This window comes from Actinokineospora sp. NPDC004072 (assembly GCF_053604195.1).
This window is the reverse complement of sequence record NZ_JBSGHB010000017.1, coordinates 61,961-79,902: the sequence shown is the minus strand read 5'-3', so window position 1 is coordinate 79,902 and position 17,942 is coordinate 61,961. Positions and strand designations below refer to the sequence as shown.

The following is a 17,942-nucleotide window of genomic DNA, read 5'->3' as shown; positions in this document are numbered from 1 at the left end:
CTTGAGTGGAGGCGGACCGCCCGGGTAGGTCCCTGTCGCCGGGCGGTCCGCGGTTTAGGGGCGCCAGGTGTCGGTGAGGGTGGCGCGGGAGGTGGTGGGGACGGTGGCGGTTCGGTTGGGGCCGGATTCCCAGGTGACGGTTCCGTTGTCCGCCTTGCGGAGGTACTTGTACTCGAACGTCGTCCCCGCGGGCAGGGTGATGGAGCCGCGCCAGGTCGGGTAGGTGGCGGGGGACAGGGGGATGGCGGCGGAGGGGGACCAGTTGCCCAGAGCCGGGTGGTTGCCCACCACGAAGATGTTCTGGCCCCACGTCGTCGTCGCGGTCACGGCGAAGTCGGCGCCGGAGGTCGGGGCCGCGCTGGTGGTGTAGAGGGCGAGTGCCTCGCCGGGGCCCACCGTCGCAGTGAAGCGGCCGTCGGCGCCGATGGTGTGCGTGTTGCCCGCGCACGCCCCCGGGTCGGCGCGTTGGACGTCGCAGTAGGAGCCTGCGGGCAGGGAGGTCTGGAAGGTGCGGGTCAGGGCGGTGGGCTCGCGGTTGATGACGACGTAGCCCTTGGCGCCGCGGCCGAAGGCGATGGCGTCGTTGCCGTTGCTCCACCAGTTCGTCACGCCCGTGCCCGACACCGCGTTGCGGAAGCCGACCATGTTGGCGATCTGGCGCCAGGCGTGCTGGCACGTCCAGCCGTCCTGGAAGCAGGCGCGGACGTCGCCGCCCAGGGGTGGGCCGTCGTCGTGGCCGCTGAACTCGTAGCCGCTGTAGACGTTGGGCGAGCCGTAGGGCCAGGCGAGCATGAAGACGTTGGCCAGGGTGTAGGTCGAGCCGTAGGTGCGGTTCAACGTGGACCCGTTGCGCTCGGTGTCCCAGTTGTCCACGAACGACCTCGCCTGCGCCGACGGCACGAAGCCCCACGCGGGGCCGAACTGGCTCAGGTCGGCGAGCCTGCCGTCGGTGAAGGCCGACTTCAGGCCCGTCGCGTAGCGGAACTCGTCGACGTCGCCGGTGCCCAGGTACTCCTCGGGCTGGACGGCCTCGCCCGCGCCGTAGATGACCTCCTGCACCCAGTAGCCCGGGTCGCGCTGGCGGGACTTGATCGCGGCGAGGTCGGCGGCGGCGATGTGCTTGGCCGCGTCGATGCGGAAGCCGTCGACGCCCAGGGAGCGCAGGTCGTCCAGGTACTCGGCGATCTCGGAGCGCACGTACTCGCTGCCGGTGTCGAGGTCCGAGAGGTGGACCAGCTCGCAGTTCTGGACGTTGCCGCGGTTGCGGTAGTCGGTGATCGGCTGGCGGCAGGAGTGGAAGTCCCAGTCCTGGTAGTGGCCGGGGTAGGTGTACTTGCTGAACTGGGTGCCGCCGGTGCCGACGCCGCCGGAGATCCCGGCCATGTGGTTGATCACGGCGTCGGCGATGACCTTCACGCCCGCGTTGTGGCAGGTCGTGACCATGTTGGCGAAGGCGGCGCGGTCGCCGAGGCGGCCCGCGATCCGGTAGCTGACGGGCTGGTAGACCGTCCACCACTGCGGGCCCTGGATGTGCTCGGTGGCGGGTGAGACCTCCACGTAGCCGTAGCCCTTCGGGCCGAGGACGTCGGTGCAGGCGCGCGCGACGTCCTCGAACCGCCACTGGAACAGGGTGGCGGTCACGTCCTTGGGGCCGGGCGGGGTGGCGGTGGCGGCGGGGGTGGCGACAACTGGCAGGGTGACGGCAGCGAGCAGGGCGGCCAGCAGGCGGGCGGCCCAGCGGTGACGCGACGAGACCACGGTGTCTCCTCAAGCTCTTTCGCAAGTTTGCCGTAATCAGTTGCAAGCGGTGGGCCGAGGATGGAGGCCCCGCACTGGTCCCGTCAAGCACCCGAACGGTCTAGCGCCCCACAGCCGTAGCGGGCGACACGTGCAAGATGTTTCCGCAAGATGGCGTCAAGTTGCTACGGTCGCGCCCGGGACCGAACGACCGGGAGGACAGCCGATGGACCAGCGCTGGTGGCGGGACGCCGTCATCTACCAGGTGTACGTGCGCAGCTTCGCCGATTCCGACGGCGACGGCGTCGGCGACCTGCCGGGCATCAGCTCCCGGCTGCCGTACCTGGCCGACCTGGGCGTGGACGCGCTGTGGATCACCCCGTGCTACCCCTCCCCCATGAACGACGGCGGCTACGACGTCGCCGACTACCGCGACATCGACCCGCTGTTCGGCACACTGGACGACGCCCGCGCGCTGCTCGACGACGCCCACCGGCTCGGGCTGAAGGTCATCCTCGACATCGTCCCCAACCACACCTCCAGCGCGCACCGCTGGTTCCCCGAGGCGCTGGCCGCGGGTCCGGGCTCGCCCGCGCGCAACCGCTACATCTTCCGGCCCGGCCGCGGCGCGCACGGCGAGCTGCCGCCCAACGACTGGGAGTCGATCTTCGGCGGGATCGCCTGGACGCGGGTGCCCGACGGCGAGTGGTACCTGCACATCTTCGACGCCAGCCAGCCGGACCTGAACTGGGCGGACGAGGAGGTCCGCGAGGAGTTCCGGGACATCCTGCGGTTCTGGCTGGACCTGGGCGTCGACGGGTTCCGGGTGGACGTCGCGCACGGCATGGTCAAGCAGGACGGCCTGCCGGACGTGGGCGCGACCGGGCAGCGGGCGCTGCTGGACACCCGGCCGCTGCCGTACTTCGACCAGGACGGCGTGCACGAGATCTACCGGGAGTGGCGCAAGATCCTCGACTCCTACTCCCCGCCGCGCATCGCCGTGGCCGAGGCGTGGACCTCAAGCGCCGAGCGCATGGCCCGCTACCTGCGGCCCGACGAGCTGCACCAGGCGTTCAACTTCCACTATCTGCAGGCCGACTGGGACGCCGCCGAGCTGCGCCGGGTCATCGACGACACGCTCGCCGCCGTCGCCCCGGTGGACGCGCCCGCGACCTGGGTGCTGTCCAACCACGACGTGCACCGGCACGTGACCCGCTACGGCGGCGGCGAGGTCGGCGTGCGCCGGGCGCGGGCGGCGATCCTGCTGATGCTGGCGCTGCCCGGGTCGGTGTACCTGTACCAGGGCGAGGAGCTGGGGCTGCCCGAGGTGCTCGACCTGCCCGACGAGGTGCTGCAGGACCCGGTGTGGGAGCGGTCCGGGCGCACCGACCGGGGCCGCGACGGCTGCCGGGTGCCGCTACCCTGGTCGGCTGACGGGACCGCGCTCGGCTTCGGCCCGGACGGGTCGCGGCCGTGGCTGCCGCAGCCCGCGGGCTGGGCGGCGCTGTCGGTGGCGGCACAGGAGGGCGATCCGGGGTCGATGCTGCAGCTGTACCGGTCGGCGCTGGCCGCGCGGCCCGCAGGCGGGTTCGCCTGGGTCGACGCCGGGCCCGAGGTGCTGTGCTTCGACCGCGACGCGCTGCGCTGCACCGTCAACCTCGGCGCGCCGGTCCGGGTGCGCGCGGGGTCGGTGCTGGTGGCGTCCGGACCGTGCGAAGTGGAGGGTGACGACATGCTGGTCCCGACGGACACCGCCGTGTGGCAGGCGCTCTGATGGCCGGGGGCCCGGCCCGCCTGGCCGACATCGCCGCGCAGGCGGGGGTCAGCGAGGCCACGGTGAGCCGGGTCCTCAACGGCAAGTCGGGGGTGTCCACGACCACCCGGCAGGCCGTCCTCGCCGCGCTGGACCTGCTCGGCTACGAGCGCCCGGCGCGGCTGCAGGCGCGCAGCGCCGGGCTGATCGGGCTGATCACCCCGGAGCTGGGCAACCCGATCTTCCCGGCGTTCGCCCAGGTCATGGTGCAGGGGCTGACGCGCGAGGGGTACACCCCGGTGCTCTGCACGCAGAACCCGGGCGGGGCGACCGAGGACGAGCTGACCGAGACGCTGGTCGAGCGCGGGGTCAGCGGGATCATCTACGTCTCGGGGCTGCACGCGGACTCCACCGCCGACATGGACCGGTACGTGAAGCTGGCCGGGCGCGGGGTGCCGTTCGTGATGGTCAACGGCTACACCGAGCGGGTGTCGGCGCCGTTCGTCTCCACCGACGACCGCGCCGCCATGCGGCTGGCGGTGCACCACCTGGCGGAGCTGGGGCACGAGCGCATCGGCCTGGCGGTCGGCCCGCGCCGGTTCGTGCCGGTGCTGCGCAAGATCGAGAGCTTCGTGACCACCATGCGCGCGACCCTGGCGATGTCGGCCGAGGACGCCGAGGCGCTGGTGCAGCACTCGCTGTTCACCGTCGAGGGCGGGCAGGCCGCGGCGAACGCCCTGATGGACAAGGGCTGCACGGCCATCGTCTGCGGCAGCGACCTGATGGCCTTCGGCGCGATCCGGGCGGCCCGCCAGCGGGGGCTGGCCGTGCCGAAGGACATCTCGGTGGTCGGCTTCGACGACTCCCCCCTGATCGTCTTCGCCGACCCGCCGCTGACGACGCTGCGCCAGCCGGTGGAGGCGATGGGGCAGGCCGCGGTGCGGGCGCTGCTGGAGGAGATCACCGGCAACCCGACCCCGCACGCTGAGTACGTCTTCCTGCCGGAGCTGGTGGTGCGCGGGTCGACGGGGGCGGCGCCCAAGCCCGCCTGAGCCGGTCACCCACAAGCGGGGCGCCCGTGCGGCCGCGCATGGGGCGGGCGGGAGCGGGCACACCCCGCGGGTCCGAAACCCGCAAGTGGGAAGGGAGTCCGTTCGATGACCGGGAGCATCAGCAGGGTGATGGCGGGGTTGTTCGCGGCGGCCAGCATCTCCGCGGCGATGGTGACCGCGGCGGAACCGGCAGGCGCGACCGCCGACGCCTGCGCCGCCTACCTCGCCGGGCAGGGCCACACCGGCGAGGAGTTCACCACCGCCTGCGAGGAGAGCGAGCGCGGCGACCTGGAGAGCTGCTTCAACATCCTCGCGCAGAACGGGCTGAGCGAGGACGCGGCCGTGCAGGCATGCGTGCTCGCCGCCGCCTAGGTCAGCCGGATCCGGGGCAGGGGCGCCAGCCGCGGCGCCCGCCAGTCGCCGCGGGCCTGCTCCAGGTCCACGGCCACGTGGTCGCCGTCGATGCGCAGCGTGGCGATGGTGTTGCCGAATGCGGGGCCGTGCAGCTTGCGCCAGTCGACCGGCAGCGGCGAGATCGCCGACGACCGCAGCATCAGCCACCGGAACACCCGCGCCAGCGGCCGCCACCAGGCGATCGTGAACAGCGGGCGCAGGAAGCGCTCGGCCGCGTTGTGCATCGGCGAGCAGGTCAGCTGGAACACCCGCGCGGCGACGGGGTGGTCGAACTCGGCCTCGGCGATGTAGACGTGGTGCACGTCCCCGGAGAGCACGCACACCGTCGCCCCGGACTGGGCCGCCCGGTGGATCAGCCGGGCCAGCCGCTCGGAGGAGCGGCGGAAGGCGGGCCAGTGCTCCAGGTCCGCCTTGCGCCGCAGCCACTCGGCCACCCGGCCGCGCCAGCCGGGGCGGCGGCAGGCGTCCTCGTTCATCGACTGGAGGTGGCTGATCACCGGCGGCATCAGCCAGGGCAGCGACGAGCCGACCAGCAGGTGCCGGTAGTCGCCCTCGGCGTTCTCCTCGATCCAGGCGAACTCGTCGTCGCTGACCATCCCCCGCTCCCCGCGCAGCACGCGGCCGCAGCGGGTGTCCACGGCCAGGAAGCGCGCCGGGCCGAAGTCGCGGCGGTAGCTCCAGCGGGTGCGCTTGCGCCCCTCGATCTCCTCGACCGCGGAGTCGGCGAAGTCGCGCAGGATGGGCGCGGCGTCGCCCTCGGCGGCGACCACCCGCCGGAAGGTCTCGTCGGCGGCCAGCTCGGCCTGCGACAGGTTCCCGATGTGCTGGTAGACCCAGTAGGCGATCAGGCCGCCGCGCTCGCGCTCGGCCCACCACGACGTCGTGGCCATGTCGTCGCGCCAGGACGCCGAGGTGTTCCAGTCGTCGTGCATGTCGTGGTCGTCGAAGATCATCGACGTGGGGACGGTCGACAGCAGCCAGCGCACCGCCGGGGTCGACCACGCCTCGCGGTAGAGGTGGGCGTACTCCTGGAAGTTGGCCACCTGTCTGCCCGGCGGGGCCTTGATGTCGCGGCGCTCGGCGATCCAGGCGGCCATGTCGTCGCTGGTCTCATCGGCGTAGACCTGGTCGCCCAGCATGAGCAGCGCGTCGGGCCACTCGCCGCCGTCGGCCAGGCGCAGGGCGTACGCGGCCAGCGCGTCCGGGCCCCACGCGCGCCCGTCGGGCTTGCGGCAGGAGCCGAACACCAGGCGCAGCGGACCGTCGCCCAACGGGCGCACCCGGCTGGGCGGGAAGGGCGAACCCGCTGGCGGCCAGACGACCTCGCCGTCCAGCCGCACCTCGTACTCCGTCGGCCCCTCGATGTCGAAGGCCACCAAGGCGTAGTGGTGGCCCTCGACCTCGAACGTCGCCGACTTCCCGCCAGCGACCTCGACGACGCACTGCGCGTCCGTCTCGACCCAGACGGTCGCGCTCGTCGAGTCGACATACCTCAGCAACGGTCCCAGCACCAGATCAGCCACGGGCGGGACGTACCACCGGTGCCGCCGAACGATGCCTGCGCGTGGCCAGGAGGAATGCCAACCCCGCCACACTCAACCCGAGACCGATCGCGTACGCGCTGCGATACCCGAGGTGCTGGGCCAGGCCCAGCAGCGGCCCGGCGACCATCGAGCTGACCTTGGCGGTGTTGGTGTAGAGCGTGGTGGCCGCGCCGGGCCTGCCCGGGGCCAGGTCCTGGAAGTAGGAGATGCCCACGCCCATCACCGCCGAGATCACCACCGCGTTGAGCGCCTGCGCCGCCGCGACCTGCCAGACGTGGGTCGTCATCCACATCGCCACGTAGTAGCCGATCGCCGTGATCGCGCCGATGATGACCAGCCTGCGGTGGTTGACCCGGGTGGCCAGCCAGCCGAACCCGATCATGAGCGGGATCTCGATGGCCGCGCACAGGCTCAGCACGAGCCCGGCGTCCCCGGTGGACCCGTTCAGCTCCTCGGTCACGTACAGCGGCATGGCGAGCACGCCCAGCGCGGTCGCGGCCTGCATGAGCACGAACGCGACGGCGGCGACGACGATCTGCCCGCGCGGCAGCGGGTCGGCCGCGGTCTGCGCGGGCGCGCGGCCCAGCGGCGGCAGCCAGGCGCCCGCGGTCAGCGCCGCGCCGACGTAGATCGCGGCGCTGACGGCGAACAGCAGGGTGAACCCCGAGCCCGCGATGAGCCACGCGGCCAGCGGCGTGCCCGCCACCCAGGCGATCGAGAAGACGGTGCGCAGCCCGCTGATCGCCAGCGGCGCCTTCGGGCTGTGCTCGAGGGATTGCTTTGCGTAGGCGAACATCTGCGGCATCTGCGAGGACGCCACCGCCAGCAGCGTGATCGACGCGGCCAGCAGCACCCAGTACGACTGGGCGACGGCGAAGACCCCGTAGCCGAGGGCGCCGGTCAGCCCGCCGATGACCAGCAGCTGCCTGCGCACCGCGCGGGTGTCGGAGAAGCGGCCGATGAGCGTGCTGGCGATGATGGCGGCCAGCTGGCTGATGAGCAGGAACGCGCCGACCGCGACCGGACCGGCGTGCAGCTCGGTGACGAGGAACAGGGAGAGGAACGGACCGGCGAGCGCGTAGCCGATGCCGGTGAGGAGGCTGACGGTCCCCAGGGGGAGCATGGCCGCGGGGAGCGGCTTGGACGCGGTGCGCCCGGACGCGAGAACCACCCGCCCATCGTCGTCGCCGTTTGGTTCAGCCTCCAAACGGATTGGCTGTGGGCGTGCTCACGGCGCCAGCGCCTCGGCCACCCGCGCGTGCGCGCTCTCAGTGGCCTTGATGTGGTCCAGACCAAGCCGGACCGCGCCGACGATGGGCGGGATGTCCAGCACCACCAGGCGGGCGCGGGGGTGGGTGCTCGCGTAGCGCTCGTGGATGGCGGCGGAGAGCGACCGGTGCCCGGCGGTGAGGATCCCGCCGCCGAGCACCACCTCGGCCTCCACCAGGCCGAGCCGGTCGAGGATCACCGAGCCCAGGGCGTGGATCTCGTCGGCGAGCCGGGTCACGATCGAGGCCGCCACCGCGTCGTACTCCGCGGTGGCGATCAGCACCGGGACCAGGCCGTGCAGGTCCAGCCGCGGGATGCGTCCACAGTGGATGGCGATGGCGACGTCGGTGGCCCGGTCGCGGCCGAAGTGGGCCGCCGCCGCAGCGGCCAGCGCGGTGCCGGGGCCGCGGCCGTCCTCGGCGCGCACGGCGTGCCACAGCACCTCCTCGCCCAGGTGCTCGCCGCCGCCCCAGTCGCCGGTCAGCCTGCCCAGCGACGGGAACCGCGCGGTGCGGCCGTCCGGGGCGATGCCCGCGGCGTTGACCCCCGCCCCGCAGACCACCGCGACGCCCCACGGCCGGGTCGCGCCCGCCCGCAGCACGGCGAAGGTGTCGTTGGCGACGTGGACGGTCGTGCCCAGGCCGCGGCGCAGGATCTCCGCGGTCAGGGTCAGCTCGTCGGCGGCCAGGTCGGCGCCCGCCAGGCACGCCGAGGTGTGCGTGCCCGGCGGCAGCGCGACGCCCAGCTCGGCGACGGCGCGGGCCAGGGTGTCGACGGCGGCGCGGGGACCGACGGAGTGCGGGGTGAAGCCGGGGCCGCGCCCGCGCGCCAGCACCGTCCCGTCCGCGGAGACCAGGGCGATGTCGGTCTTGCTGTTGCCGCCGTCGACCGCGAGGACCGCGTTCACACCCACCTCAGGTGCTCGCGGTTGGCCGCGACCAGGCGCGCGGCCAGGTCCTCGGCCAGCGACGCCTGCCCGACCAGCGGGTGGGCCAGCAGCGCGTCGGCCACCCGCTCGACGCCGCCGAGCGCGGCGGCCCGGGCGGCCAGCGCCTCGTAGGCGGCGACGTGCGAGATCAGCCCGGAGTACAGCGGCGGCACCGAGCGCACCGGCCAGCTCTGCGCCCCCGACGCGCTGATCGTCGCGGGCACCTCCACCACGGCCTGGTCGGGCAGGAACGGCAGCGCGCCGTTGTTGCGCATGTTGACCACGTGCACGGCGGGCGCGTCGCCCAGCAGCGAGGCCAGCAGGGCGACCGCGGCCTCGGAGTAGAACGCTCCCCCGCGCTTGCCCAGCAGCTCCGGCTTGGTGTCCACGGCCGGGTCGGCGTAGATGCGCAGCAGCTCCTCCTCGATCGCGGCCACCGCGTGCGCCCGCGACTCCCCGGCGAGCTGCTCCTTCACCACGGTGTCGTGCTCGTAGTAGTAGCGCAGGTAGTAGGAGGGCACGACGCCCAGCCGCCGCAGCAGCGCGGCCGGGAGGCCGACCTGGGCGGCGATCTCGTCGCCGAACTTCTCCAGCAGCGCGGGCAGCACGTCCTCGCCGCCGAGGTAGACCGCCCGCTCCCAGGTCAGGTGGTTGAGCCCCACGTGGTCGAGGGCCACCCGCTCCGGGGCGACGCCCAGCAGGGCGGCGAAGCGGCGCTGGAAGCCGATGGCCACGTTGCACAGCCCGAGCGCCCGGTGACCGGCGTCGAGCAGGGCGCGGGTCACGATGCCCACCGGGTTGGTGAAGTCCACGATCCACGCCGACGGCGCCACCGCGGCGACCCGCGCGGCCAGCTCCAGCACCACCGGGACGGTGCGCAGCGCCATCGCCAGCCCGCCAGCCCCGACGGTCTCCTGGCCGACGCAGCCGCACTCCAGCGGCAGCGTCTCGTCCACGTGGCGGGCGGCCTGGCCGCCCACCCGCAGCTGGAACAGCACCGCGGAAGCGCCCGCGGCGGCGTCCTCGATGGTGTCCGGGGTGGACACGACCGCCGGGTGGCCCGCCTTGGCCAGGATGCGCGCGGACACCCCGGCCACCAGGGCCAGCCGCTGCTTGTCCGGGTCGAGCAGGGCCAGCTCGGTGATCGGCAGATCCTCGCGCAGGCGGGCCAAGCCGTCGACCAACTCCGGGGTGTAGGTCGAGGCACCGCCGACTACGGCGAGTTTCACTTCAGCGCTCCCGTGGTGAGTCCGGCTTGGATCTGGCGCTGGAAGACCAGGTAGACCGCCAGCGCGGGCAGGATGGTCAGGCTCAGCGCGGCGAACAGGGCGGGCCAGTCGGCCTGGTAGCCGGCGCTGGTGGAGATGTTGGCGATGCCCTGGGTCAGCACCCACTTGTCCTCGACCGCCCCGGAGAGCAGCACGATCGGCAGCAGGTACTGGTTCCACTGGCCGATCACGTTGAAGATCGTGATGCTGACCAGCCCCGGCTTGGCCATCGGCAGCATGACGCTGAAGAAGATCCGGGTGTGCGAGGCGCCGTCGAGCAGGGCGGACTCGGCGATCTGGTCGGGCAGCGTGCGGAAGAACGCGGCCAGGAAGAACACCGTGAACGGCAGCGAGTAGGCGATGTAGACCAGGATCAGGCCCAGGTGGGTGTCGAGCAGGCCGAGGTTGCGCACGACGAAGAACAGCGGGACCAGGGCGAGGAACACCGGGAAGACCAGGCCGGAGACGAACAGGTAGTAGATGAACCGGTTGCCCCGGAAGGCGTACCTGGCCAGCACGTAGGCCGCCATGCTGCCCAGCAGCATCGTGCCCGCGGTCGCGCACGTCACCACGAGCACGCTGTTGAACAGGTAGCGGCCCACGTGCGCGGTCTCCCACGCCCGGCCCCACGAGTCGATCGACGGGGTGGCTGGCAGGCCGAGCGGGTCGGTGAAGATCTCGGTGTTGGTCTTGAACGAGGCCAGGAACGTCCAGACGATCGGCAGGATGACCGTGATCGCCCAGACGGCCAGGGCGACGTGGGACAGCCCGCTGAGGACACGTTGGGTCGCCTTCATGCCAGATCGATCCGTTCCCGCCGGGTGACGCGCAGGGCGAGCAGCGCGAAGGTGAGGGTGAGGAAGAACAGGGCCACGCCCATCGCCGCGGCGTAGCCGAACTTGGAGAAGGTGAAGGCCGTGCGCCAGATCTCCAGCGGCAGCACGGTGGTGGCCCCGTCGGGGCCGCCCCGGTTCACCGAGAGCACGGCGACCAGGGCGAACCCGTCGAAGGCCGCGATGCCCAGGTACACCCAGGCGGCCTGCAGGCTGTCCCAGAGCAGGGGCAGGGTGACGCTGAAGAACATGCGCCCCCGGCCCGCCCCGTCCAGCGCGGCGGCCTCGTGGATCTCCTTGGGGATGGCGGCCATCCCCGCGGAGAACAGCACCACGTAGAACCCGACGGCCTGCCACACCAGGACGCCGATGATCGACCACAGCGCGAGGTCGGGCTCGGTGAGCCAACCGACGTTGTCCAGCCCGACCGCGTTGAGCAGCCCGTTGAGGATGCCGCCGGAGTCGGGCCGGTACACCGCCTGGAACAGCACGCCGACCGCGGCCACGGCCAGCACCTGCGGGAAGAAGAACACCGCCTGGTAGAACCGCGATCCCCAGACGCCCTTGGTGCCCGAGCGGGCGCCCGCGTTGATGAGGAAGGCGAAGAACAAGGCGATGCCCAGCGTGGCCAGCGGCAGCACGACCAGCAGGATCGCGTGGTGGGAGACCGCCTTCCAGAACGTGTCGTCGCCGAGCAGGCGCTCGAAGTTGCCGAGGCCGATGAAGCTCGGCGACCCCGACACACCGCGCCAGTCGGTCAGCGCGAGGTAGAACGCCTGCAGGTACGGGCCGATGACGAACACCAGGTACACCAGCACCGGTAGGGCCAGGAACCCGATGACGAACTTGCCGCTGCCACGCCGCATGGCTCAGCCGTTCCGCTGCTGCTTCGGAATGGAGGAGTCGGCCTTGACCGAGTCCGCCTTGGCCTGCATGTCGGTGCAGAACTGGTCTGCGGTGATGCGGCCGAACATCAGCGCGTTGGTCTTGGCGCGCAGCTCGGTCTCCAGCTCCTTGTACCAGTTCTCGAACGAGTTGTAGGTGACGATGTTGTCCCCGGCCGCGGACTGCGCGGCGGCGACGCTCTTGTTGCCCGGCGAGAGCGGCAGCCCGTCGGCCGCGCCCTTGACGATGGTGATGCTGCCGGTCTTCTCGGTGAACCCGCGGGCGCCCTCGTGCGAGAGCATGATCCGCAGGTACTCCAGGCCGCCCGCGGAGTTCTTGGCCTGCGCCGGGACGATGTAGCCCTCGCCCGCCGCGGTGCGGATCGACTCGTAGGGCATCGCGTCGTTGCCGGTGACGCTGGGCAGCGGGCACATGGCGTACTCGAAGCCCGCCGGGGTCTGGTCCTTCTGCTCGTTCTCCAGCCAGGAGCCGCAGGGGAAGAAGCCGATGCGGCCCTGGTTCTGCGCGGTCTGCACCTCGGTGTGGGTCAGGCCCTCGTAGGACTTGTCGAGGTACTTCGCGCCGATCTCGGCCCACGCGGCGGCCGACTGGCGGATCGGGTCGGAGGTCCAGATGCCGTCGACGAGGTTGTCGACGTCGATGAGCACCTTGTTGCCCGCGATCTTGGCCGCCGAGATCAGGATCGACCAGTACTGGTAGTAGGCGGCGTTCTTGCCCGGGTAGGCGAACGGGTGCAGGCCCTTGGCCTTGATCTTGGCGCACAGGGCGTCGAAGTCGGCCCAGGTCTTGGCGGGCTCCCAGCCGTTGGCCTCGAACAGCTTGGCGTCGTACCACAGGCCGTAGGCGGTGTAGACGTACATCAGCGCGTGCGGCTTGCCGCCGACGAAACCGGCCTCGATCGAGCCGTTGACCACCCGGTCGCGCACCTTGACGTTGGGGTCGTCGATGGCGGGGGCGTCGAACAGCGGGGTGAGGTCGAGCAGCTGGTTGGCGTCGACCAGCGCGCCGAGGTCCATCAGGTCGGTGCCGGAGTTGGCGATGACGTCGGGCACGTCCCCGCCTGCGAACCGCGGCTGCAGGGTCTGGGCGATCTGCTGGGTGGCGACGTGCTCGACCTTGGCGCCCGGGTACTTCTGGGCGTACATCGGCTCGTGCACCTCGGTGGCGTACTTGTCGCCGAGGCCGCCCTTGAAGATGACCACCTCAAGGGCGGTGTCCGCCTTCACCCCGAACGGGTTCTCCGCGCCGCCGTCGCCGGTCGGGCCGGTGGGGGTGTCGGTCTCGTTCCCACCGAACGCGCACGCGGGAACGGCGGTGAGGACGGCGAGGCCGCCTAAGCCGTGCAGCATCCGGCGGCGGTTGAACGTCATGCGATCTCCTTGTGGGTGCGGGGTCAGCAGACCCTGGTCAGCAGGGTGTCCCGGGTCTTGGCCCGGGCGAGGACGACCGCGCCCGCCAGCACCGGGTCGTCGCAGACCGCGGTGCCGCGCACCGGGGGCTGCGGCAGGGTGAGTGCGTGCAGTGCGCGTTCGACGCGGGCGCGCAGCCGCTCGCCGCCCGCGAGCACGACGTGGCCGCTGAGCACGACCACGCCCGGGTCGACCACGGCCACCACGGCGGCGATCCCCAAGGCGATGCGGTGGGCGATCTCGTCGATGGCGCCGTCGCTGGCGGACCGCATGGCCGCAGCGGGGTTGCGGGTGTGCAGCAGCCTGCCGATCGCGGCCCCGCCCGCGATCGATTGCAGGCCGTGCACGGAGGTCCGCCCGGTGTCGCGGGCGGTGGGGGCGCCGGGCACCGGCAGGTAGCCGATCTCCCCCGCGCCGCCGCCCGCGCCGCGGTGCAGGCGGCCGTCGAGCACGAGCGCGGTGCCGATGCCCTCGGCCCCCCAGTAGAGCGCGAAGTCGCGCTCGCCGGTCGCGGCCCGCTCGGCCTCGGCGGCGAGGTTGACGTCGTTCTCCACGGCGATGTCGGCGCCCAGGCCGTCGGTGAGCCAGTCCAGCAGGTGCGGCTGGTGCCAGCCCGGCAGGTGCGCGGCGAAGGCGAGCTTCCCGGTGCGCGGGTTGACCGCGCCGGGCACGCCGATGACGACGTGGTCGAGGGCTTCCGGGGCCGCGCCCGCGTTGGTGATCGCGGTGCGGAGCCGTTCGACGACATCCCCGCCCTGGCGCCCGGGGGTGGGCAGCCGGTACTCCCCGACCACCTCCCCGGTCGCCCGGACCACCCGCGCGGCGATCCGCCGCGGGGTGACGTCGACGGCGGCCGCGGTGGCCGCGGTCGGGTCGACGCGGTACACCTCGGCGGTCCGCCCCGGCAGGCCGGTGCGGGGTCCGTCGGCGGTAACGATGCCGTTGAGCCGGGTGAGCACTTGGGACACCGTCGGCTTGGAAAGCCCGGTGGCGGCGGCGATCTCCGGTCGGGTGAGCGGGCCGCGGTCGAGCAGCAGCTCCAGCACCGCCTGGTCGTTGAGCGTGCGGAGGGTGCCCGGCACTGCCACTGGGCACCTCCTAGGGGGCGGTAGGAAACTTTCCTAACTATCGGGGTGGCCTAGACCACTCACAAGCGAACGTCCGGCGCAAGTGGTTGGACCAATCGGCGGCATAGGTCTAGACCATGATTCGGCCGGTATGGAACGACCGCCACCCCTAGGATGTCGGCGCTGACGCAGCGCAACGGGGAGGTCCCATGGCCAGCAGGTTCACCGAGTTGGCGATCGACTGCGCCGACCCGCGCGCCCTCGCGCGGTTCTGGTGCGCGGTCCTGGACTACCAGGTGCAGGACGAGGAGGACGGGGTGGTCACGATCGGGTCACCGGCGGTCCCCGACGCCAAGCGCACCCCCGGCCCGGTGCCGCCGGTGCTCACCTTCGCGGCGGTGCCGGAGGGCAAGACCACCAAGAACCGCCTGCATATCGACCTCAACCCGACCGACCGCGACCAGGCGGCGGAGGTCGAGCGCCTGATCGCCCTGGGCGCCCGCCGCGCGGACGTCGGCCAGGGCGACCAGCCCTGGGTCGTGCTCGCCGACCCGGAGGGCAACGAGTTCTGCGTGCTCGCGGGCCGCCACCCCTGACCCCGGTCGGCGACCGCCCGGCGCCGGGGCGCGGCTCAGCGGCTCGCCTCGGCGGGCAGATCGATGCCGAAGGACGAGCCCTGGCCCGGGATGGACACCAGGCGGACGCTGCCGCCGTGGGCTTCGGCGATGGCGCGGACGATGGACAGGCCCAGCCCCGCCCCCTGGCCGGGGGCGGCGCCGGGGCCGCGGCTGAACCGGTCGAAGATCCTGGCCTGCTCCTCGGGCGGGACCCCGGGGCCGCGGTCGGTCACCCAGAAGGCGACCCGGCCCTCCAGCATGGACGAGCCGATCAGCACGTCGTCGCCGTCGCCGGTGTGCTGCACGGCGTTGTGCGCCAGGTGCACCATCGCCTGGGTCACCCGCTCGGGGTCGAGGTCGGCGACGCCCTCGCCGATCGCCTCCAGCAGCCAGCGGCGCTGGGCGACGGCGCGGACCTTGCCGTAGACGTCGGCGGTCAGCTCGGCCACCTCGACCGGGCGGGGCCGCACGAAGTCGGGGCGCTCGGCGTTGGCCAGCACCAGCAGGTCGCCGACGATGCGGTTCATCCGGTCCAGCTCGTCGGTGCACAGCTGCACGACGGCCTCCCGCTCGCGCGGGTCGTCGCCCATCAGCTCCAGATGCCCCCGCACGATCGAGATGGGCGCGCGCAGCTCGGCGCTGGCGTCGTCGACGAACTGCCGCTGGGTGGCGAACGCCTGCTCCAGCCGGTCGAGCAGGGCGTTGAACTGCTCGGACAGCGCGGCGATGTCGTCGTTGCCGCGGACCGGCAGGCGCCGGGTCAGGTCGTGCTCGGCGACCTCGGCCGCGCTCTGGCGCACCAGCCGGACCGGGGCCAGGATGCGGCCCGCCACCGCCCAGGCGGCCACCCCGGCGAACAGCAGGCCCAGCAGGCCCACCAGCCCGAGCGTCTGGATCGCGTGGTCGACCTCGGCGCGGTCGCGGTCGACGAGGTAGCCCACGACGAACGCGCCGCGGTCGCCCGGCTGGGCCGAGTGCACCACCGGGGCCTTCACCCACCGCATCTCCCCCGCGTCGGTGGCCACCGAGCCGCTGGCGCCCGGGTCGGCCAGGATCGGCTCCAGCACGTCGAGCCGGTCGGCCAGCGGGAACGGCTCGACGCGGTTCTGCCGCAGGGCCACGCCGTCATCGGGGGTTCCCAGCCAGCCGACGAGCACCTCGTCGTCGTCGGGGAAGCGGCGCTGGAGGTGGTCGAGGAGCAGCTCCTCGACGTCGCCGAACGGGACCTGGGTGGCCGGGTCCACCCCGCCGTCGGCGACCTCCTGCAACTCCTGGACCTCCTGCTGGAGCACCGCGCTCACCTTGGTGTCGACCTGCTGCATGAGCAGGTTGCGGGTCATCACCCCCACGGCCAGCGACACCACGGCCATGAGCAGGAGGATCCAGCCCATGATCCGGGCGCGCGCGGGCACCGCCCGGCGGACGGGCGCGGTCGGCAGCGGACCGGACGGGGGCGGCCGGTCCGTGCCGACGACCGGCAGCGGGGCGCTCTGGTGTGCCGGGCCCGCGGCGGGGCTGCCGTCAGTCGCGGTCATGGTCAATCGTCGTCGTCATCGCGGCCACCTCACCGTGGTCGTCACCGTCGTCATCCCCCGCCGCCGCCGAGGGGCGGGGCGGGCGTCACCACCAGGGGACAGGTGGTGCTGGTGATCGATCCGGGCGCAGGGGCCGGCGCGTCGCCGACCTCGTTGATCCGGACCTCGGTGGGGACCTGCGGGGCCGGGTCGTCGGCGAGGGCGTAGCTGGCCGCGGCGGCGAGCAGGGGCAGCGCCACGACCGCGAGCAGCACGGCCGTGCGGGGGCCCCTCGACGCCTTGCGAGCCATGTTCCCCCCGATTCCCCGGTCCCGCGGATGGAACGGAGATGAGGGTTCCCCATCTAGCGCGGATTGAACAATTGCGCCAGACCGGTCAGCTCCAGCGTGCGCCGCACCCGCGGGTCCATCGCCACCACGCGCAGGGTGCCCTTCCCGCGGGTGACCCGCTGGTACGCGCGGACCAGGGCGGCGATGCCCGCGGAGTCGCAGAACGGCACCGCGCCCAGGTCGAGGTCCACCGACGCCCCCGTCTCCACGGGGATCTCGTCCAGGACCGCGACGAAGTCGGGGGCCGTGAGGTAATCGAGCTCGCCGTCGAGCACGACCGTGTGCCCACCGTCCGACGCGAGATGGCTCACCACGAGCCGAGCCGGTTCAGCGCTCACCGCGTCCGTTCAACTCCCTCTGCCGTTTGCGACCCGACCCGACCTTGGTACCCGCGCGCGACCCCGCTCACACCGCCGGTTTCGCGCCGAAGGACTCCACCAGCGCCAGCACGGCGAACGCCGTGCCCGCGGCGACGTCGACCAGGATGGCCATCGCGGTGTCGGCGCCGAACCCGTAGTCGACGACGAACGGCGAGACCAGCAGCCACAGCCCCAGCAGGATGCCCAGGCCGGACGCGGTGCTCAGGCGCACCCGCCGGGCGATGCGGACGATGCCCAGCCCCAGCGCGCAGAGCCCGGCGACGCGGTCGTTCCAGGGCGCGTCGAAGCCGCGGTCGACGCCGTAGACGCCGGTCACCGAGAACACCACCAGCCACGCGCCGAGCACCAGCAGGACGCCGCTGACCAGCCCGGGCACCTGGATCGCGGCTGCGGGCACCCGCCTGGTCACCGGGCCGCCAGCGCGCCGAGCTGCGGGCACGGCGCGCTGCGGGCCAGGGCGAGCGCGCGCAGGGCGGTGCGCACGTCCGCCCCCGCGGTCAGGCCCGCGGCGCGGCTGGTGGTGGTGATGCCCACCGTCGGCCCGGCCGCCAGCCGGTCCAGCTCGCCCACCAGCGACCGGGCGGGCAGCACCAGATCGATGCCCACCGGCACCGGCGCCTCGGCGCGCACGTTCAGGGCCAGCAGCGGGGCGTCGGCGGCCAGCACCTGCCAGCGCGCCACGCCGTCGAGCAGGGTGAAGGCGCTGCGCCCGTCGATGCGGCCCATCAGGGCGCGCCCGCCGGGGGCGCGGCGCAGCTGCCGGTCGTCGACGACCACGGCGAACACCGGCCACAGGTCGGCGACGGCCGGGTCGACGTCCTGCCTGCCGCCCCGCGGCCACAGCAGCAGCGCCTCCCGGGCGAGCACCACGGTGGTGCGGGCGTCGATCGTCCCCGTCATG

Annotated in this window: 18 protein-coding genes; 4 read left to right on the top strand and 14 right to left on the bottom strand. The window is 72.9% G+C overall.

What is annotated here, in order from left to right; translation table 11 throughout:
• Window positions 1–54: 54 nt before the first annotated feature.
• On the bottom strand, window positions 55–1,758 hold the full coding sequence (locus ACWEPX_RS24660) for a carbohydrate-binding module family 20 domain-containing protein (RefSeq protein ID WP_451899600.1): 1,704 nt from the start codon (window positions 1,756–1,758) through the stop codon (window positions 55–57).
• Between the two features lie 205 nt (window positions 1,759–1,963).
• Here ACWEPX_RS24660 and ACWEPX_RS24655 point away from each other — a divergent pair, with 205 nt between their 5' ends.
• The 3 genes from ACWEPX_RS24655 to ACWEPX_RS24645 all read left to right on the top strand — a co-directional run bounded on the left by ACWEPX_RS24655 (window position 1,964) and on the right by ACWEPX_RS24645 (window position 4,914).
• Window positions 1,964–3,511, top strand: coding sequence for a glycoside hydrolase family 13 protein (locus ACWEPX_RS24655; protein WP_451899599.1), 1,548 nt, complete (start codon window positions 1,964–1,966; stop codon window positions 3,509–3,511).
• On the top strand, window positions 3,511–4,542 hold the full coding sequence (locus ACWEPX_RS24650; protein WP_451899598.1) for a LacI family DNA-binding transcriptional regulator: 1,032 nt from the start codon (window positions 3,511–3,513) through the stop codon (window positions 4,540–4,542). Before ACWEPX_RS24655 ends, ACWEPX_RS24650 begins: the two co-directional genes overlap by 1 nt.
• 105 nt (window positions 4,543–4,647) lie before the next feature.
• Complete coding sequence (locus tag ACWEPX_RS24645) at window positions 4,648–4,914, top strand: hypothetical protein (protein ID WP_451899597.1); 267 nt, start codon at window positions 4,648–4,650, stop codon at window positions 4,912–4,914.
• Here the strand turns inward: ACWEPX_RS24645 and ACWEPX_RS24640 are convergent.
• From ACWEPX_RS24640 to ACWEPX_RS24605, 8 genes are read right to left on the bottom strand one after another with little or no spacing between them, the layout of a single operon-like run.
• Window positions 4,911–6,479: an alkaline phosphatase D family protein gene (locus tag ACWEPX_RS24640; RefSeq protein WP_451899596.1), complete on the bottom strand. Its 1,569-nt coding sequence runs from the start codon at window positions 6,477–6,479 to the stop codon at window positions 4,911–4,913. The genes ACWEPX_RS24645 and ACWEPX_RS24640 overlap by 4 nt on opposite strands.
• Window positions 6,472–7,671 carry a sugar efflux transporter gene (locus ACWEPX_RS24635; protein WP_451899595.1) on the bottom strand — a complete coding sequence of 400 codons (1,200 nt, stop codon included), beginning with the start codon at window positions 7,669–7,671 and terminating at the stop codon, window positions 6,472–6,474. The genes ACWEPX_RS24640 and ACWEPX_RS24635 overlap by 8 nt, the downstream gene beginning before the upstream one ends.
• A gap of 57 nt (window positions 7,672–7,728) precedes the next feature.
• Window positions 7,729–8,676: an N-acetylglucosamine kinase gene (locus ACWEPX_RS24630; protein WP_451899594.1), complete on the bottom strand. Its 948-nt coding sequence runs from the start codon at window positions 8,674–8,676 to the stop codon at window positions 7,729–7,731.
• On the bottom strand, window positions 8,673–9,926 hold the full coding sequence (locus ACWEPX_RS24625; protein ID WP_451899593.1) for a family 4 glycosyl hydrolase: 1,254 nt from the start codon (window positions 9,924–9,926) through the stop codon (window positions 8,673–8,675). The genes ACWEPX_RS24630 and ACWEPX_RS24625 overlap by 4 nt, the downstream gene beginning before the upstream one ends.
• Window positions 9,923–10,762, bottom strand: a complete 840-nt coding sequence (locus ACWEPX_RS24620; RefSeq protein ID WP_451899592.1) for a carbohydrate ABC transporter permease — start codon at window positions 10,760–10,762, stop codon at window positions 9,923–9,925. Before ACWEPX_RS24620 ends, ACWEPX_RS24625 begins: the two co-directional genes overlap by 4 nt.
• Complete coding sequence (locus tag ACWEPX_RS24615; protein ID WP_451899591.1) at window positions 10,759–11,664, bottom strand: carbohydrate ABC transporter permease; 906 nt, start codon at window positions 11,662–11,664, stop codon at window positions 10,759–10,761. Before ACWEPX_RS24615 ends, ACWEPX_RS24620 begins: the two co-directional genes overlap by 4 nt.
• A gap of 3 nt (window positions 11,665–11,667) precedes the next feature.
• Window positions 11,668–13,074: an N-acetylglucosamine/diacetylchitobiose ABC transporter substrate-binding protein gene (gene ngcE / locus ACWEPX_RS24610; RefSeq protein WP_451899590.1), complete on the bottom strand. Its 1,407-nt coding sequence runs from the start codon at window positions 13,072–13,074 to the stop codon at window positions 11,668–11,670.
• A gap of 23 nt (window positions 13,075–13,097) precedes the next feature.
• Window positions 13,098–14,201, bottom strand: coding sequence for an ROK family protein (locus tag ACWEPX_RS24605; protein WP_451899589.1), 1,104 nt, complete (start codon window positions 14,199–14,201; stop codon window positions 13,098–13,100).
• Window positions 14,202–14,389: 188 nt separating this feature from the next.
• Here ACWEPX_RS24605 and ACWEPX_RS24600 point away from each other — a divergent pair, with 188 nt between their 5' ends.
• On the top strand, window positions 14,390–14,776 hold the full coding sequence (locus tag ACWEPX_RS24600) for a VOC family protein (RefSeq protein WP_451899588.1): 387 nt from the start codon (window positions 14,390–14,392) through the stop codon (window positions 14,774–14,776).
• 35 nt (window positions 14,777–14,811) lie between these two features.
• Here the strand turns inward: ACWEPX_RS24600 and ACWEPX_RS24595 are convergent, their stop codons facing one another.
• The 5 genes from ACWEPX_RS24595 to ACWEPX_RS24575 all read right to left on the bottom strand — a co-directional run bounded on the left by ACWEPX_RS24595 (window position 14,812) and on the right by ACWEPX_RS24575 (window position 17,941).
• Complete coding sequence (locus ACWEPX_RS24595) at window positions 14,812–16,332, bottom strand: ATP-binding protein (protein WP_451899587.1); 1,521 nt, start codon at window positions 16,330–16,332, stop codon at window positions 14,812–14,814.
• 50 nt (window positions 16,333–16,382) lie between these two features.
• Entirely contained in the window at window positions 16,383–16,622 is a 240-nt protein-coding gene (locus ACWEPX_RS24590; RefSeq protein WP_451899586.1) for a hypothetical protein, read from the bottom strand.
• Between the two features lie 53 nt (window positions 16,623–16,675).
• Window positions 16,676–16,999, bottom strand: a complete 324-nt coding sequence (locus tag ACWEPX_RS24585; RefSeq protein ID WP_451899585.1) for an STAS domain-containing protein — start codon at window positions 16,997–16,999, stop codon at window positions 16,676–16,678.
• A 67-nt stretch (window positions 17,000–17,066) separates the two neighbouring features.
• Entirely contained in the window at window positions 17,067–17,450 is a 384-nt protein-coding gene (locus tag ACWEPX_RS24580; RefSeq protein ID WP_451899584.1) for an SPW repeat domain-containing protein, read from the bottom strand.
• A complete protein-coding gene (locus ACWEPX_RS24575) occupies window positions 17,447–17,941 on the bottom strand; it encodes a hypothetical protein (RefSeq protein ID WP_451899583.1) in 495 nt (164 codons plus the stop codon). The genes ACWEPX_RS24580 and ACWEPX_RS24575 overlap by 4 nt, the downstream gene beginning before the upstream one ends.
• Window position 17,942 lies beyond the last annotated feature (1 nt).

Coding starts and splice junctions, on each gene's coding strand:
- ACWEPX_RS24655 (WP_451899599.1), top strand. CDS start 1,964: ATGGACCAGCGCTGGTGGCGGGACGCCGTCATCTACCAGGTGTACGTG.
- ACWEPX_RS24650 (WP_451899598.1), top strand. CDS start 3,511: ATGGCCGGGGGCCCGGCCCGCCTGGCCGACATCGCCGCGCAGGCGGGG.
- ACWEPX_RS24645 (WP_451899597.1), top strand. CDS start 4,648: ATGACCGGGAGCATCAGCAGGGTGATGGCGGGGTTGTTCGCGGCGGCC.
- ACWEPX_RS24620 (WP_451899592.1), bottom strand. CDS start 10,762: ATGAAGGCGACCCAACGTGTCCTCAGCGGGCTGTCCCACGTCGCCCTG.
- ACWEPX_RS24615 (WP_451899591.1), bottom strand. CDS start 11,664: ATGCGGCGTGGCAGCGGCAAGTTCGTCATCGGGTTCCTGGCCCTACCG.
- ngcE (WP_451899590.1), bottom strand. CDS start 13,074: ATGACGTTCAACCGCCGCCGGATGCTGCACGGCTTAGGCGGCCTCGCC.
- ACWEPX_RS24600 (WP_451899588.1), top strand. CDS start 14,390: ATGGCCAGCAGGTTCACCGAGTTGGCGATCGACTGCGCCGACCCGCGC.
- ACWEPX_RS24595 (WP_451899587.1), bottom strand. CDS start 16,332: ATGACCGCGACTGACGGCAGCCCCGCCGCGGGCCCGGCACACCAGAGC.
- ACWEPX_RS24590 (WP_451899586.1), bottom strand. CDS start 16,622: ATGGCTCGCAAGGCGTCGAGGGGCCCCCGCACGGCCGTGCTGCTCGCG.
- ACWEPX_RS24575 (WP_451899583.1), bottom strand. CDS start 17,941: ATGACGGGGACGATCGACGCCCGCACCACCGTGGTGCTCGCCCGGGAG.